The sequence below is a fragment of the Brevibacillus brevis genome, assembly GCF_001039275.2.
GTDB lineage: Bacteria > Bacillota > Bacilli > Brevibacillales > Brevibacillaceae > Brevibacillus > Brevibacillus brevis_C.
On the sequence record NZ_CP030117.1, the window covers coordinates 5,548,405 to 5,566,659 of the forward strand.

Here is an 18,255-nt window from a genome sequence, read left to right on the forward strand (position 1 = left end):
TGGGGGAAGATGACTTCCGTGCATGCCAGAAGCCATCTCTTGGATCTGCTCCTCTACGTGTGGTATACATGCACTTCTGTATTCAATTCACTTAACCATCTATACCCCAGTTCCAGCTTTTGATAGAAGTCAGGCTCTTCTTTCAACAATAAAATACCGAGGCTGGTCCCACTGTGTGCTACAACCGTACCTAACCCTCCAATTTTGTCGTTGATCTCCATGACTTCCGGCAATAGTTTCTTGGGCAGAATTTTTTGATTCAAGATCGCACTTCTGGACGACACGGCGCCTATCGTGTGGACATCTCTTTCTCTGATCGCTTTCGTGATTTTTTGCAGCAAGAGACTGTATTCCATCTTTTCCTCATTGGTAAACGGTTTTGATTGCTTGTTAAACTCAACCGTATCAATTGTTCCCCCCTCATCAATGCTTACAATACACAAGGGCGGGAGCTCCCCAAGATATTCTCGGAGCTTGACCTCCTTATGGTAGTAAGCAACAGCTCCTTCATACATCACTCCGTCAGTCGGCTCTATCGTCGATAAAAACAACTCCAGTAAAGCAGGCTCCATTTTTATATGAAAACAATTTTCTACTGCTCTGGAGGCAGCCACCAAATCTGCTGATGAACTTGCCATGCCTTTTCCTACTGGGAGTTCCGAATTGATCTCCAAAATTCCGCCAGCCGGAAAGCCATAATGCTTGAGTATTTTTTCTACGAGTTTTTTCGATTTTTGCTTGGAACGAGGTACAATGACGATCTCTTGTAAGGATGGAATAGAATAAAAAGTAGCATAGGAAGCATTTTTTATAGGCAAAGTCACTAGAAAATCCCGATTATTTTCCCCTAGAATCCCCTGCAGAAGCTCCCCAAAAGTCCCGTTAGCTGCTCCAATGCCTAAGTCTGTTGTTTGAGGAAAATTACGAATGGAACTCGTCTTTATCATGCTCATAGAGGCCCCCCAATTAAATGGATATCGTTTCTGCAGGATGATAGTTCTTCATAAAATAATCAAAGAATTCTATTTTGTTAAATTGACTTTTATTCGTACTAATAAACACCCCCAGATTCTTTTCTGGCAGCAACCACATGAAGGAGTTATACCCGATTACCTCGCCTGCTTTCGCCAAAATATTTTCATGGACATAATCAGGATGGAATTTCACAGTGAAGCCATACCCTGTATAAGCCCCTTGTGGGTGAGGCACCGCTTTACTGGCGAACATTTTGCTAATCGAATCTTCATTTAGTACCCTTTCAGTCCCATAAGCGCCTTTGTTTAATAGCGTCAGCATCCATTTTGCCATATCGTCCCCAGTTGAGAGCAGACTGCCATCAGGAGAGTCCGCAGGGCTAAAATCGTACCTTTGAATCGGATTATTTTCCAGATCATAGCCTGTTGCCAGCTTCGCCTCCAGCTCTGGCTGCAAAAGAAAACTGCTCCTTCTCATTTCGAGAGGCTTAAATAATTTCTCACTGACATAGCGATGGAAGGGGATTCCAGTCACTCTTTCTACTAAATACCCTGCCAGCATAAAGGAGAAATTCTCATTGCAGTATTGTTCCCCAGGTTGATAAATAACGGTTGGCATATAGCGTTGAATGTATTCCTGCAAGGTTACGGACTCACGCTCGCCGTAATGGTAGCTTTGGGCATTTCCCGTAAACGGTTCGTCAAATCCTGCTGTGTAGCTGAGTAAATGCTCAACTGTCAGTGGTCCTTCAACCTTTCTCGGTATTTCCATATCATCTAGATACGGCTGAATATCATCGTTCCATCCAATAAGTCCCTGCTCCACGAGTTGGATGATGGCAGCGACTGTGACAATTTTGGATATCGAACCTATCTTCATTACCGTTTCATCCGCACTCATCCGCACTCTTTCGTTTCGATTCGCATATCCATATGCTTTCTTTAGCTGCACTTGACCATGATGGACGACAACTACGACGGCACCAGGAATATCATTCATCCTAGAAGCATCAAAAAATCCGTCTACCACTCCCTCGAAATCTACCGATTCCCCGGGGAGTCCGCGGTCAGTACTGTTGTGTATTTTCGTCAAGCAATGTTGAATGATTTCACATAAGCTCTCCTGAAGGCATGCCGTTAATTCGTCTATGGTTTCATTTTTATACTGATTCTCACTGTAAGCTACTATAAATTGAAAACGACCATGTAACACAACGCACTCAATATCGATCTTGCATTCTCGGGATTGATCCAGACTCATTGATTCGCCACCAGAAAATGTCGACAATTGAATGTCGCCATCCTCTTCTTTTCGATCCAGATCAAACTGCCCCAAATAATTAAAGCTGACCTCAGGCTTTATGTTGTTCTTTCGAGGATTTGCCGCCAAATATTTCAATATCCCGTAGTGAATCCCTTTGTGAGGAATTTGGCGCACATCCTTTTTCATTTTATGGATGATAGCAGACAGATCCTGTTCGTTGCCAACGTCTACAATCACGGGATATTCACTTGTAAACCATCCCACTGTGCGGTTTATCTCCACATCAGGTAGAATCGATTCCCTGCCGTGCCCTTCCATATTGATGGCGAATCGATCGATATTCGCCCATTTTTTAAAAGCCACCCCGATTGCAGACAACAACAACTCATCAATTTCCGTGTGATAAGCGCGATTGGCCTGTTTCAACAATTCCCTGGTCTGTTGCTCATCCATCACGATTGTTTTTGTCCTGGTTTGCTTCCGAAGAGGTTTCCATTCAACGTAATCGGTTGGCAACGATTGAAGTTCCATCTCCTCGATACGATTCCAATAAGCACGCTCGACCTCGATTCTATCGCTATGGGCATATTCGTTCAGCTTTTGTGCCCACAATTGGTAAGAATCGCTCTTGAGAGGCAGCGTCATCTCCTTGTCTTGAAGGAGCTGTAGATACGCTCGGTTGAAATCCTCGATTAGTATTCGCCACGATACCCCATCTACGAGTAAATGGTGAACTGCCATCAGCAGATGATCGCCATTCTCGCATTGGAATAGCCCTAACCGAATAAGTGGACCATCAAAAATATGAAGACGGGATTGTATTGCGGTGCATTGTGCATCCATCACTTGCTGTATATTTGCATCGGTTATATTTCGATAGTCCCACACTTCCAGACTGTACATGACGTCGCTTTCGCTGACCCCTCGGTTATAGGCTTGATAGCCCGTCTCCATTTCGCGGAATACCATTCGTAGAGCATCATGGTGTTGCAGGAGCTTTTCAATTCCTTTGCGAACCAGCCTCTCATCAAACCGGTCTTTTCGATAGAGCATAAAAGATTGGTTATAGTGATGGGGATGCTGATTGTGCTCCTGAAAAAACCAATGCTGAATCGGGGTTAGCTGTACAGCACCTTCGATATCCCGCTGATCAATTTTTTGTTTCATCGGTTTCAGTCTTGTACCCAGTTCTGCAATGGTTGGAGATGTAAACAAATCTCTGATTTCCATCTTGTATCCCAAGCCTGACAATTGAGAAGCAACTTGTATGGACTTAATAGAGTCCCCGCCAAGCTCAAAGAAATTATCCAAAATCCCAACCTGCTTCTCATGCAAAACGTCTTGCCATACTGATACCAATATCTTTTCGATCTCTGTTTTGGGTTCAACGAATTCCCTATCACTACGCAGCGTTATGTTGAGTTCTGTTAACGCTTTTCGATCAATCTTTCCATTTGGGGTCACTGGTATTTCATCTAACTGAACGAAATAAGAAGGTACCATGTACGCCGGCAACGTTTTTCGTAGCGCCTCTCTCACCATGCTCGCTTCCAGCTCTTGCGCAGCCACATAAAAGGTAACCAGCCTCTTTTGACCTGATTCATCCTCTTTTGGGATAACAACAGCTTCTTGAATATCGCTTGTTTTTAACAATTCCGCTTCGATTTCTTCCAATTCGATGCGATTGCCACGTATCTTGACTTGATTATCGAATCGCCCTAAAAATTCGATGTTTCCGCTGGAGAGCCATCGAGCCATATCCCCTGTCTTATACAATTTTTCACCCGCACAAAACGGACTCTGAACAAATTTTTCATTCGTCAAATCTGGTTGCTTAAAATATCCCCTTCCTACTCCTCGTCCACCGATATACAGTTCGCCAGGAATCCCCACAGGCACTACATTGCCGTTCGCATCCAAAATATACATGTTCACTCCTGGCAACGGCTTGCCGATCGGTAAAAACTTGTAATCTTGCTGAGTCTCTTTCTCGTAATAGGAAGCATCGATGGTTGCCTCCGTCACGCCATAGCTGTTAATGATGCGCATGGTGTGACCGTACCTGTCTACAAGGTTGTGGAATACATGCAACGGACATTGATCCGATCCAAGAATGAGTATTTTCATAAAATCCATGTTGAGGCCCTTCTCATAAATATCGTTCATAAGAGGGATCAGAAGGACCGGTGTGGATTCAAACAGGTTGATTTCGTGCTTTTCCATCATCTGATAAATCCGTTCCAAATCAATTCTTGCGTCCGCTGGGCAAATGACCAGCTTTCCGCCGTATAACAGGCTCCTTATATAATCTCCAGTAAAAACATCAAAAGCAAAACTCGCCCATTGCAAGCATCGGACCGGGAATTCGTCCAGCTTGTATTCTTGCTTCCATGCCTGTGCAAGCGCTTGAAGCTGTTGGTGCTCGATCATGACTCCCTTCGGCTTTCCCGTTGTACCTGATGTATAAATGACATAGGCTAGCTGGTCGAACTGTATGGATAATCCCAAATTTGTATGTTCATGATGATAGGATTCATGGTCATCGAGTACGATTATTTTTTTGTCAAAATCGACTTTCTCTCTTAATGCTTGATGCAGTAGGAAAACTTCCGCTTCCGAATGCTCTAGCATATACCGAATCCGTTCTTCCGGATAATCAGGATCAATCGGAATGTAGGCTCCACCTGCTTTTAAAATCGCCAATACACCGACAATCATCTCAATCGATCTCTCAGCCATGATGCCAACCAATTGATTGGCGCAGACACCCTCCGCTACCAATGTTCGCGCCAGTTGATTCGCCCGTTTATTCAGTGCGGAATAGGACAGCTCTTGCTCTTCAAAAACGACAGCAATGTGATCTGGCGTTCTCGCACTTTGCTCTTCGAACAGTTCAATGATCGTTTTGTTTTCATCCCCGTTGGTAAAATGCACGTCTATAAATCTGCTTACCGCAGCCTGTTTTTCATCCACGGACAATAACTCTATCTGTTTGAGAAAAATAGTTGGCTGATTGGCTACTTGTTCGATGATGTTATGCAAATATCCAAGCATCCGTTGAACAGTTTCTGGCCGAAATAAATCTGTCCGATATTCAATGCTAAGACTCGCCCCATCTTCTTGATCCAGGCATACAAGCGACAAATCAAAGTTCGTCATGGAATTATAGGATTCGACTGCCTTCATTTCCAGTCCGCTTATTTTTCCGTCTTCCTCTAACTTTTCAATATATTGGAACATAAAAGAAAAAATAGGGTTGCGGCTCACATCTCGCTCAGGGTTAATTTTCTCCACCATTTTATCGAATGGATATTCATTATGCGCGTATGACTCCAGCGCCAGTTGTCTGCAAGCCTGAAGCGCTTCAACAAAAGTGTGCTTCATATTCACTTCAAGCCTTAAAGGAAGGGTGTTCACAAAAAATCCGATGACTTCTTCGATATCCATGTTGTTTCTTCCCGCTTCCGGAGTACCGATGATAATATCCTGTTGATTGGTCAGCTTGGACATCCAAATGCCGACAACGGATAAAGTCACCATAAACATGGATGCATCATACTGCTGAGCAATCTCCCGCATACGACCGAAGATATTTTCTGGAAGATGATAAGATTCCACTGCCGAGAAAAATGTTTGGACGGGCTGACGCTGATAGTCTGTAGGCAAGTCCAATACAGGAATTTCTTTTTGGAACGTCTTCAACCAGTACGCTTCTGATTCTGCCAGCTCTCCGTGATTGATAGCATGATTTTGCCAGACTGCATAATCTTTATACTGAATGTGCAGAGCAGGTAATACGGGATCGATCCCTTGCTGCAAGGATTCGTAAATCTGACTGAAATCCTTCAGTAAGATCCCCCATGACCACTGATCACTGATCATGTGGTGCATGTTCAGCAACAATGTATATTTTTCTTCGGCCACCTTACATAACTTCACGCGAAACAGTGCATCGCTCTCCAAGTCAAAGTACGTCTCCGACTCTTGTTGCATGATCAGTTGAATGGCTTTTTGCTTCGCAGCTTCTGACTGCTTGGAAACGTCAACAAATGAATAGGTAAAATCATGATTCCGCAGCACCTGTTGCACCGGATGTCCGTCTTTTACCAGGAATTTCGTTCGCAGTACTTCATGCCTTTGAACCAAGAGCGAAAATGCCTTATGAAGAATAGGCTCCTTCAATGGTCCCGTAATATGGTAAATCGTCGGCATATTATATGCCGTACTTTGAGGCTCCAGCTGCTGAATAAAAAATAATCTCCGCTGCGCATGTGAAACCGGGTAGTAATCCTTCTCCTCTGCCTTGTGAATCGTCGTTCTCTCCTGACTGGTATGGAGCTGACCACTTGCTGACTCTTCCCTGTGAGCCAGTAAGGAGGATAACTCTCGAATCGTTCGATGCTCGAACAAATCCTTGATCGTAACTTCAATGCCCAACTCTTTTTTCATTCGCAAACGAACCTGAATGGTTTTCATGGAATGTCCGCCAAGTTGAAAAAAATCATCATCGATCCCCATATCATCTATGCTGAGCACTGTACTCCAGATCACTGCTAGCCTTCGCTCCAAATCGTTACGAGGTGCGACGTATGCTTCATTCTTGGTTGAAACCGTATCCACTGTTGGCAATGCTTTTTTATCTACTTTTCCGTTTCGATTAAGAGGCATCGCATCGAGGATCATGATACGCTCTGGAATCATATATTCCGGCAGAATCGTTTTGAGATATTGCTGGAACTCCTGTTCATCCTGTTTTTCATGCAGGACAACATAAGAGACGATTCGATTATCTCCATTCCTATCTTCGCTTACGACCGCGACACATTGTCTAACGCTCTCATGACGTAAAAGGGCACTTTCTATCTCGCCAAGCTCAATCCGATGTCCACGTACTTTCACCTGGAAATCGGCACGCGTCACGAATACAAGTCTCCCACTTGGCAAATAACGTCCCAAATCGCCTGTTTTATAAAGTCTTTCTTTTTTCTCTTTCAAAAAGGGATTCTCTGAAAATGCGTGCTCGGTACGTTCGGGATCATTTACGTATCCCCGCCCTACTCCGATCCCGGAAATGTAGATTTCTCCCACACAACCAGTGGGAACCGGACGCATCCATTTGTCCAGCAAATAGTGCTTCATATGGCCGATGGAATTGCCCAACGCAACATACGGATAATCGTCATGCTGATAAGAGCGATCAATGATTTCATGCATCGTATCATCCGAGCATTCTGTCGCTCCATATGTGTTCACTACAATGCCTTCAGGATACAAGGTCTGCCACTTTTTACACAGTGTTACCGGCAGTCCTTCACCAGTAGAGATCATATATTGCAAGTGTGGCAAGGCTTGTTGTTCCGGAGAGCGAGCCAGTGCAGTGTTGTGCACGGCTTCAATCATTGCAGGAACCATTTGAATCACCGTTACCTTGTCACGGCTTATGGAATGAAACAATAACTCCGGGTCTGTTGCTGTCTCGTTGTCATAAATCACCACTTTTCCCCCTACCATCAAGGGAGCCAGGAATTGCCACACCGATATATCGAAGCAGTGGGAAGCATTCTGTACAACAATGCTGTCTTGGTTCAGGACAAGCACATCGATTTTTGCAAAAAGGTGATTCAACATTCCTCTGTGCTCAATCATTGCTCCTTTTGGTATACCGGTAGAGCCCGAAGTAAAAAAGACATTTGCCAAATCATCATAGGCATTGATGGTCTCAGGATCATTCGTATCCGCTGTCTGCAAAGAAGTCTTATCCGGACTTACGCCGTTGCCCTCGTTCAAGCAAAACACGATAGGTTTATGCGCTACTTCCGATGCCAATGTCATGCTGCGTGACTGATAATTCGCCTCGGTTAGTACAACTTTCGCCTTGCTATTTTCCATAATCGTAACCAATCGTTGATCAGGGTGGGAGGTATCTAGCGGAACATAACATCCCCCTGCTTTTAGAACGGCCAGAATGCCAACCAACATATCGATGCTTCTCTCTAAAAAAACGGCAGCCAGATCATTTCTACCAAATCCTTCTCTGCGGAGCCAATGAGCCAAACGATTGGAAGTTTCATTCAATTCTCTGTAGGTAATAGAGTGGTTCATATAGACAGCAGCGACAGCATCAGGATTGCGCTTAACCTGTTCTTCTATGATTTGCTGAGCCAGTTGATCCATGTTTCGATGTGACTTCGTAAAATTGCCCATCACGCTCGTCATCATGTTTTGCTCTTCATCTGTCATGGCATTCAGATCGCTGATTTTCATTTCGAAATCCGAGCAAAGCTGCTCAAGTATACGGATGTAATGGGACTGTAGCCTTTCCAGATCGCGCTTGGCAGAAGTATGGGGATGAATGAATTGAATTTGTATGGACTGGCCAACCTTCACCATTATTTCGAGCGAAGGAAGGCCACCTCGATAAAGGACGACCGATTCATAATCATCTCCTGCACCACTCACTACCGTCACTGTTGTTCCGATTAAAGGATGATCTTCCGGGACTCCAGCATAGTTACGAATCATCTCTTGTGTAATGAACTGATTTTGCTGCAATTCTTCCCAGCTTATCTGAACAATTTTTACAAAATCACACACGTTTTGATTCGCATGTAATGTCATGAAGACTGGCAAACTGTGAGCCAATGGCCCAATAATGGTATCTGCCCCTTCCAGTGACTCAGGTCTCCCGGAGACGGTAACACCAATCGCTACCTTTTCATCCCCGCTATACATATTTAATAACAGCAGCCAAGCAGCCTGAAAGACAGCTTCAATCGAGACGCCTTGTTTGAGTGCCATGCTCTTGATTGTTTGGGATAATGGTTCGGAAAGTACAGCATGGCAGCTCGTCTGCTGTTTCGCTTCCTTTTGTGCACCCTGACCCTGTACTGGATAAAAGACTGACTCGTTATCATTGTGATTGATTTTATCTATCCAATAGCTTTTCGTTCTGGAGCCATCTTGACTTGACTCCCAGATAAAATAGTCTTTGAATGATGTTCGATGATTATTAGATGAATAATTGCCCTTTGCTCTCTTTAGCCATTCCTCCAGAAGAAGCCCGCGACTGACATCGTCCATACACAATGTATGATTGGTCCAAATGATAACCGTTTGATTTTCCTCCATCTGCATCACAGACAGTCGGATCAATGGACCTTCCTCAAAGGCAATAGGCTCCTGATGGAACGCAATCTCAAGAAAATACCTTTGCTCCTGTTGTTCAGCAGATAATCCTCGCAGGTCGTGCCAATCAATAGAAATCGGGAATTGCTTTAAAACCACTTGTACATATTTATTTTTTAGTTTACGAAAAACCGTTCTCATTAGCGGCGTCTCACTGACTAATTCATTCCACGCTTCTTGAGCTCTTTCCCTTTCGATAGGCTGTTTGATCAGATAGCGCACCGTTGTTATCATGTCTTGGCGTAAGAATTGCTTCTGCACCTTCGAAAGCTCAATTACTTCCCCTACATTTTCTTTTGTTAAATGCTGCAAGCCCGTGCACCTCTTTCGCTAAAGGAATAGTTGCTCATAATCATCATTTGAAAGAAATTGGCTGTTTAGATGACTGACAAGTTCACGGATTCGTTGATGCGGCTGGGCTATCACACTTTGCAATACGTATTCATATTGGGATAACATTCTTTGTGCGGTCTCCCTCTTGAATACATTTGCATGATAGGTAATGGTTCCATACAGTTGACCTTGTGACTCGTGGATGCGGAATTGAAAATCAATCGTGGAGTGTGGTTCTTCCTCGTTCATTTCAAACAAAATTTGCGGCTCGGGTTGTCCATGTAGCAGCGATTCCAAGCCGTCTTTATATTGATAGGCTTCTTTTACCTTGCGCTGTACTTGCAGAACTAGCTCGGAAAAAAGTGGATTTCCTGATAGATCCGTTCGTAGCAATAGGAAAGAAATTTTTTGTAGCTGATCACAATCCGCCCGAAATGCCAGGGCCATATCCTCCTTCTCGCTTTCAGCATGCAAGAGGACCAAAAATGTACTCATGAAAATCTCAAACGCTGAGCTGTCCCAAGATTGGGCCAGACGGGATATTTGAGTCGACAGCAACCCTGTTATTTCAAACTTCTCCCGTTCGAACACAGTGGAATCGCTAGAAAGACTACTTCCATCCTCAGGCAATATTTTAAAGGATGGCAAATGGACAAAGTTCTTCGTCCAGTAGTCTTTTTTCGCTTGGCTTTTTAGCATTAGGATATTTTCACTATCATTTTTCAAAAGAAATAGACTGGCGGCTTCAAAATCGGCAATCCATTTGACAACCGTTTCTTCATTCAAAATATCCGCATTGTATTCAAATCCTGCCAATATGTCCTGTTGGTTGTCCTTTTCAACCACAAAACATAAATCATACTGGGATATATTTTTATGAATAGGATAAGAACTGATTGTTAAGTCATTGCTTTGAAACGTATTTTGGGCATTGCCCACAAAATAGGCGCCATCTTGCTTAATGGCTTTTTGATGGACAAAAGCGGTTGAAAAAAAAGACGAATATTTTTTATCGCGATCATAATCCAGCTCTCCTGCTATCAGAGAAAATGGGTAGTTTTGATACCGGGAGCATAATGACAACTCTTCTTGAACAAGTCGGGCTAACTCTTTAAATGAACAATTCTTCGGGATTTTGATTCGGAGTGGCAGCATGACAAGACATGGTCCCATGATGGAATAAAACTCCTTTTGGGGCCTGCCAAATCTAGGTACACCGATAATAATGTCATCTTGGCCTGAAATACGAGAAAGAAAAGCAAGGAAGAGAGACAAATAAATAACATCTGTTTGATAGTGATGATTTTTACGGTAAGCTATCATCTCATCGCGAAGCTCATGTTTGCACGTAAAGAAAGAAATCCCGCCTTTAAACGACGGAGTACTGGGACGAGTTTTATCCATCGGCAACTCTAGCCTCTTAAGAGGTCCGCCCAGCTTCTTTTTCCAAAAAGCTCTCGCTTCCTCTCCTTCTTGGCTGGCTAAATAATTCAGTTCCCACTCAACAAAATCCGCATAATGATGTGTGGTCCGTTGTATCACAAGCTCTTGATCTGCTATCAACTGTTGATAGATCATCGTAAATTCATCGAGCATGAGCGAAACACTCCACCCATCTGAGCAGATGTGGTGGTACTTAAAGCTTAGAATGCTGCCCATCTCTTTATAATCCAGCAATCTGCAACTGAATAACGGCCCCTTGTCCAACTGAAACGACTTGCCCAGTTCCTGATTCAGATATGCTCGAATCGTCTTATCGTCCCAGTCAGCAGAAGCCACATGCTCAAAATCCAATATAGGCTCGCTGTAGACTTTTTGTATGGGCTCGTCTTCTAACACAAAAATGGACCGATTGATTTCATGACGCTTCACAATCTCGGTAAGCGTACGTATCGTCACCGTTACATCTAGTCGCTGCTCGAATCTGAAAAGAAACTGCTCATGATAAAAAGCACTTGTCGGGTGTACCAAATAGTGAATAAAGTAATCTTTTTGCGTTTCAGACAGAGCGATTGTTTTGATAAAGGTTCTCTGATCCATTCATGCTCACCCCGATTCTTTACTGCGTAATGGTTGGGCATGCGGCTTTCACCAGCATGCCCGAACAAGCAATCAAGCCGTTAGCTGAACAGTTCATTGAAATCGTATTCTTCCGCCAATTTCAATTGAGATAAACGCTGCATTGGATTTTCAGTCATTTGGCATAGGATGTACTCGATTTGACTCATAAACGTATCCATGGCATTCCTGCTAAATACATCCGCATTATACTGTGCAGTAAATGTGAGCTGGTCATGATTCGTGGACAAAAATAACATCATATCCAATTGATCATCTTTTATAAAATGGCTTCCTTCATATGATTTGACCATCGTTTCATCCAGGAACCGATTTAACGGACAATACCTGTAGATAATGCCGTTTGATTCAATTAGACTGTTCGAGGCTTGTTGTCCAATAAAAACAACGGAATACAAATTCTTCTTCAGGCCCTTCGCGGCTAGTTGATCCTCTACGACCAAATTGTACGGATACTCCTGATTCTCATACGCCGCATACGCCGTTTCTCTCGTTCTCTTCAACATTTCCAAAACGGTTGGGTTGCCGGACAAATCTGTGCGCATGGCGACGGGATTGATAAGAGGACCAATAATTCCTTCGAGGTCCGTCTGGGTACGGCCAGATAAAGTAGATCCGACAGTAATGATCATTTGGTCCGTGATGAGCGAAAGCCAAATGTTTAACGCCGTAAGCATGGTCGTATAAACGGTACCGCCGGCCATTCGAGTCAATTCTGATAGCGACTGCGCTGTCGTTGGTTCAATGGGAAGCGACGTTACATTTGAAATCTGGTTGTCGCGAGTGAATGGATGTACATCTCGAGGTATGAGCGGTGCAGCGACATTTTGTTGCAGTTGCTTTAACCAATAGTCCCGCTGCCGATTCAATTCTCCCTTTTGTAACCGCGCCTGCTGCCACAAGGTGTAATCAATATAATCCAGCGGTTTGGAAAACAGACGATGCCCCCCGCTCTTTTCTTGTTGATACACGTCCGCCAAATCTTTCATAAACACATCTAACGACCAGCCATCAAATCCAATATGATGAGTGCCCAAGAGGAAGAAGTGCTTCGTTGGTGCGACTCGATATAACCTCATCCGAAAGAAAGACTCTCGGGAAAAATCAAATGGCTTGTACAAGTCAGATTCCAAATCCATTTTGATACGTTGCTCGCCTTCCGTAACAGATAAGGAAGACAAGTCCACATACTCGTTATCCGCCTTCAGGTCATCATGCACTTTTTGATACAATTGCCCTTCCTTTTCTATGATGGTCGTACGCATAATTCTGTGCCGTTCAAACATGAGACCCATAGATTTGTACAGAACCTGACTATCAACAGGGCCCTCAACTTCAAAGAGGTACACCCCACCCACCGCTTCCTGGTCACTGAATTTTGCATGGAACCATTGTCTTCTTTGGCCGTGGGATACTTCAAATAACGACTGACCCGGCTGATCCTCTACTCGTGAAACTTCATGAATACGGGTGTTCGACTCGCTGCCTTGCTTGATCTCAGCTATCCGGGCTGCTAGAGCTTCGATCGTCGTAAACTCAAATATAGTACGCAAGGAGATGTCCATTCCCAGAACCGCTCTCATACGGGATATCACTTGGGTTGCCAATAAGGAATGCCCACCTATATCAAAGAAGGAGTCCTTGATACTAATCTGATTCATCTGCAAGATATCGCACCAGATGGAATGGATAAGCTCCTCAGGAATCGTACGTGGTGTAGCGATGGAGGAGTCGGATGGTTTCATCACGGGCAATTCCAGTGCATTGCGATTAATTTTTCCGCTTGTTGTTTTCGGGATGCTGTCCAGCTTTGTGAAATAGGTCGGAATCATATAAGCAGGCAATTGCCCCTTCAGGAATGTGCGCCATTCGTTTATATCCCCTTCGCCCACGATATACGCAGCCAGTTCTGTAGAACCCCTGTCGTTTTGAACGGAAATGACGGCTGCTTCACGAATGGACGGAAGTCTGCTTAATGTCGACTCAATCTCCCCTAGTTCAACCCTGATGCCTCTTATCTTGATTTGATTATCTTGTCTGCCAACAAATTTGATATTTCCGGAAGGCAAGTAATATCCTTTGTCTCCGGTTCGATACATTCTTTCCCCTGCTACAAATGGATTTTCTATGAAAGCTTCCTTGGTTTTTTCGGGATTGTATAAATAACCTCTTGCCAGTCCCAGACCACCGATATAAAGGTCGCCTATGACACCAATCGGAACCGGGTTTAAATTTTTGTCCAGAATGTATATTCTGTTGTTGTCAATCGGCTTTCCTACACTGACACAGTCCTTCCCAAACGCGTCCTCGGGTGAGCAGGTATAAATGGTAGAGTCAATTGAGACCTCTGTTGCCCCCCAAGTATTATGGAGCTTGGCGTTCAATTTCTGATAGAACTTGCCTACTGTTTCCGGTAATAGCGCTTCGCCACTGGAGATAACATTTTTTAATGTCCCCAATTTTGCTGCATCATCAGGTGTAAGGGCATCGACAAACATGTTGAGCATGCTCGGCACAAATTGAATGCATGCCACTTGATACTGAATAGCTGCCTGAATAATTGCCTCTGGATCTCGATGCAACCACGGCTCCATCAGTGAGATCCGACCGCCTACAGACAATGGCCAGAAAAACTCAACGGCTGCGTCATCGAATGTCAGTGTTGTTTTTTGCAGGACGGACTCCCCTTGCTCCAAGCCATGCTGGCGCTGCATCCATAGCATTCGATTAACCCATCCGACATGGAGGTTTTCCACCCCTTTCGGAATGCCCGTCGATCCTGATGTGTAATAAATCGACACCAAATCCGTCGGTTTTACGGTTTGCTCCGGCAATCCCTCAGGCATGCTTGCTATCTTTTCCTTGTCTGCCTCTAGTTCTATGCATTGAACATGCGTCGCTTGCTCGAACAGATGCCTGAATTCCTGTTCTGTTATGCAAATATTCGTTTTTGAGCTTTCCAGTAAATGAGCCATCCTTGCTTCCGGCAGCTCGGTATCTAAGGGAATAAATGCCCCGCCTGCCTTTACGATGCCGAGAATCGATATGACAAGTTCAAGGGAGCGATTCATGCATAGCCCGACAGGTGTATTGGGTCGAACCCCGAGCGTAATCAAATAATGCGCCAGCTGGTTAGAACGCCTGTCCAGTTCCTGATAGGTTATCGTTTCACTGCCCATTTCGGCAGCAATTAGGTCCGGGGTCTTTTTTACCTGTTCGATGAACAAATCATGCAAGCATGTATTCTCTGGAACGGTTGCTTCTGTCCGATTCCAATCCCCTACGATTTTGTTACGCTCATCCTTGGGTAACAATTCGAGCGATGCAATCGGAGCGTCCGGTGCATTCACCAGTTCTTGCAGCCAATTTTCGAAATGAACAGCCATTCTTCCTATGGTTGCTTGGTCAAATAAATCCGTGTTATAGATCATGTTCATGATCAGACCAGCTTCAGACTCACCCATGGATAACTCGATATCAAATTTTGAAACGTTATGACGAACGGGCATGATTTCCAACGCTCCGGCAGACGATTGGTAAACATTCGATGACAACTCAGCCCACGTGAACATGGTCTGAAAAACCGGGGAGTAGCTTGTATTGCGTTCAAGCTGAAGCGTCTCTACGATTTTTTCAAATGGGACATCTTGGTTTTCCTGTGCCAGAAGCGCTTTTTCTTTTACGCGAGCAAGCAGTTGTTTGAAGGTAGGACCGTCTTGAAAACTTGCCCGATATACGAGCGTGTTCACGAAGAATCCAATTAATCCCTCGATTTCTTTTACATTTCGATTCGCTACAGGGCTCCCCACCAAAATATCCGACTGTCCGGTATATCTGGATAAAAAGCTTTGATAAGCTGCCAACAGGGTCATAAATAAAGTCGCATTCTCTTGCCGGCTTACGGTTTTCAATTTCTCAAGCAACGTCGATGGCAGCACGGTTTTATGCATACTTCCTGCATAACCTTGAATCGCAGGTCTAGGCCGATCAATCGGCAATTGCAAGACAGGAAGCTCTCCAGACAGTTCCGCTTTCCAATAGTCTAGCTGTAGACCTATCGCATCGTCCGTCAGCCATTCACGCTGCCATACAGAGAAATCGGCATATTGAATCGGTAGGGCAGCAAGCTCCGCATGACTGCCACTCTGTGCCTCCTCATAAAAGGCCAGCCATTCTTTCAATAAAATTTCCTCAGACCATCCGTCCGTAATGATATGGTGCATGGTACACAGCAGAACGGACTCTTCTTCCCCTAATGCTATCAATTTGGCCTGAATCAAGGGGCCTCGATGCAAGTCAAACCTGATGCTTGCTTCCTGCTCAATAAAGTCGTTGAGTTGCTCTTCTTGCGAGGCCTTGGTTCGTTCTCTCAGATCGATGACAGGCAAAGGTGTAAACTGATATGGTTGGACAGCTTGGAAAGGTTGACCATTTTCATTTGGAAAAACCGTACGCAATATTTCATGGCGCAAAAGCAGCGCATTCCATCCTTTTTCCAGCGCACTTGCATCCCACAGTCCAGTCAAACGCCAAATATGAGGAACGTTGTAAGCTGTACTATCCGGTTCCAATTGATGCAAAAACCATAAACGCTGCTGTGCATGAGATAATGGGAACCTTTCTGTATGCGGCGCTTTCGTAATCGTTGGTATCCGCTCTCTTTTTCCATTCTGACTGAGCTCCATTATTCTTGTATGTAAACTCGCGATCGTCGGACATTCAAACAAGATTCGCAACGGTATAGACAATTGGAAAGCGTCCTCCAGGCGGGATATGAGCTGTGTCGCAAGCAGAGAGTGACCGCCTAAATCAAAAAAGGAGGAGTGGATACTAATTCGTTCCACTTTTAAAGTCTCACGCCAAATGGACGCTATCCGACTTTCTGTCGCAGTACGTGGTGCGACAAATTCCTCCTCTATCATGACGGTTTCTGGCAATGGCAACGCCTTTCGGTCCACTTTTCCTTGCGTGGTAAGCGGAAATGCTTCCATTTTCACAAAATAGGACGGAACCATGAAAGGAGGCAATTGCGTACTTGCATGCTTTTTCCACTGTTCGACTTCTCCATCTCCAGCCATATAGGCGATGAGCCTTTTATCGTCAGCTCCATACTCCTGTGCAATAACGATGGCTTCCCTGACGTCTTCCGGCTGATTCAAGACGGTCTCAATCTCGCCCAGTTCGATACGATACCCTCTTATTTTTACTTGGTTGTCTTTTCTTCCGATAAATTCAAGGCCTCGATCAGGCACATATTTCACCATGTCACCCGTCCTGTATAAGATGGCTTCCGGGTCTGGATTAAAGGGATGTTTAATAAATTTCTCTTGATTAATCTCGGGTCGATTCCAATATCCCAGAGCCAGTCCCTTGCCCCCCACGTACATTTCCCCTACAAGACCAACAGGCACAAGCTTTTGTTTGTCGTTTAAGATATACACTTCTGTGTCATTGATAGGGCGACCGATCGAAACGGAGTGTTGGATGGCGCTTCTATCTGTTACTGGATAAAAGGTGGCAAATGTCGTGGTTTCCGTAGGACCATAGCAATTGATCAATAACGTATCAGACAAGTTGTCTACTACCTTTTGAGCGTGCTTGGGGGACATAATATCCCCACCCACAAGCAATTGACGTAACCCTTTTACATCCTCCAGATGGAAATCAATCAGTTGATGAAAGACTCCTGCTGTTAACAATAATGTACTGACTCGATAATCACGCAATACCTGCCCCATCTCGCCAAGATCAAGCTCTTTGTATGGAAAAACAACGAGCTTTGCTCCATTTAGCAAGCTGCCCCATACCTCGAAGGTCGATGCATCAAATGAAATCGACGCCATATGCAGCATGGTTTCTTCCGCCGTAAGCGATACATAGGATACATGTTTAACGAGCCGGATCACGCCGCGATGAGGAATGAGTACCCCTTTCGGATTTCCTGTCGAGCCGGAAGTATACATCAAATACGCAAGGCTTTCTGGAGTTGCATGCGGCTCCAAATTCGCATCTGATTCCATGCTGATCGCCAGTTGGTCACGCTCAGGGCATACGACCTTCAAGCCTTCTGGCAGCCGCGATACCAAGCTTTCTTGTGCGAGTACGATCGTAATGCCTGCGTCTTGCAGCATATAATGGATTCGCTGCTCAGGATAGGCAGGATCAAGCGGGACATAAGCCCCGCCAGCCTTTAAAATCGCTACCATACTGATGATCATTTCGAACGAACGATCCATACACAAGCCGACCTTGCTTTCCGACCCTACCCCACACTTTTTCAAATAATTTGCCAGCCTGTTGGCCCTGCTATTCAGCTCTTGATAAGTGAGTGAGGCATCCTTCCATAGCAAAGCGATGTTGTCAGGATGAAGTTCAACCTGCTCCTCAAAGAATGCAGTGATGGAATTGTTCATACAGCCC

The 18,255-nt window shown here is 44.6% G+C and carries 4 protein-coding genes; all 4 read right to left on the bottom strand.

What is annotated here, in order from left to right; all coding sequences use genetic code 11:
• Window positions 1-53 precede the first annotated feature (53 nt).
• The 4 genes from AB432_RS26880 to AB432_RS26895 all read right to left on the bottom strand — a co-directional run bounded on the left by AB432_RS26880 (window position 54) and on the right by AB432_RS26895 (window position 18,248).
• On the bottom strand, window positions 54-947 hold the full coding sequence (locus AB432_RS26880) for a GHMP family kinase ATP-binding protein (RefSeq protein WP_235617563.1): 894 nt from the start codon (window positions 945-947) through the stop codon (window positions 54-56).
• A 19-nt stretch (window positions 948-966) separates the two neighbouring features.
• Window positions 967-9,735: a non-ribosomal peptide synthetase gene (locus AB432_RS26885; protein WP_048034910.1), complete on the bottom strand. Its 8,769-nt coding sequence runs from the start codon at window positions 9,733-9,735 to the stop codon at window positions 967-969.
• A gap of 18 nt (window positions 9,736-9,753) precedes the next feature.
• Window positions 9,754-11,796: a condensation domain-containing protein gene (locus AB432_RS26890; protein WP_048034911.1), complete on the bottom strand. Its 2,043-nt coding sequence runs from the start codon at window positions 11,794-11,796 to the stop codon at window positions 9,754-9,756.
• An 80-nt stretch (window positions 11,797-11,876) separates the two neighbouring features.
• A complete protein-coding gene (locus AB432_RS26895) occupies window positions 11,877-18,248 on the bottom strand; it encodes a non-ribosomal peptide synthetase (protein ID WP_048034912.1) in 6,372 nt (2,123 codons plus the stop codon).
• Window positions 18,249-18,255: the final 7 nt, after the last annotated feature.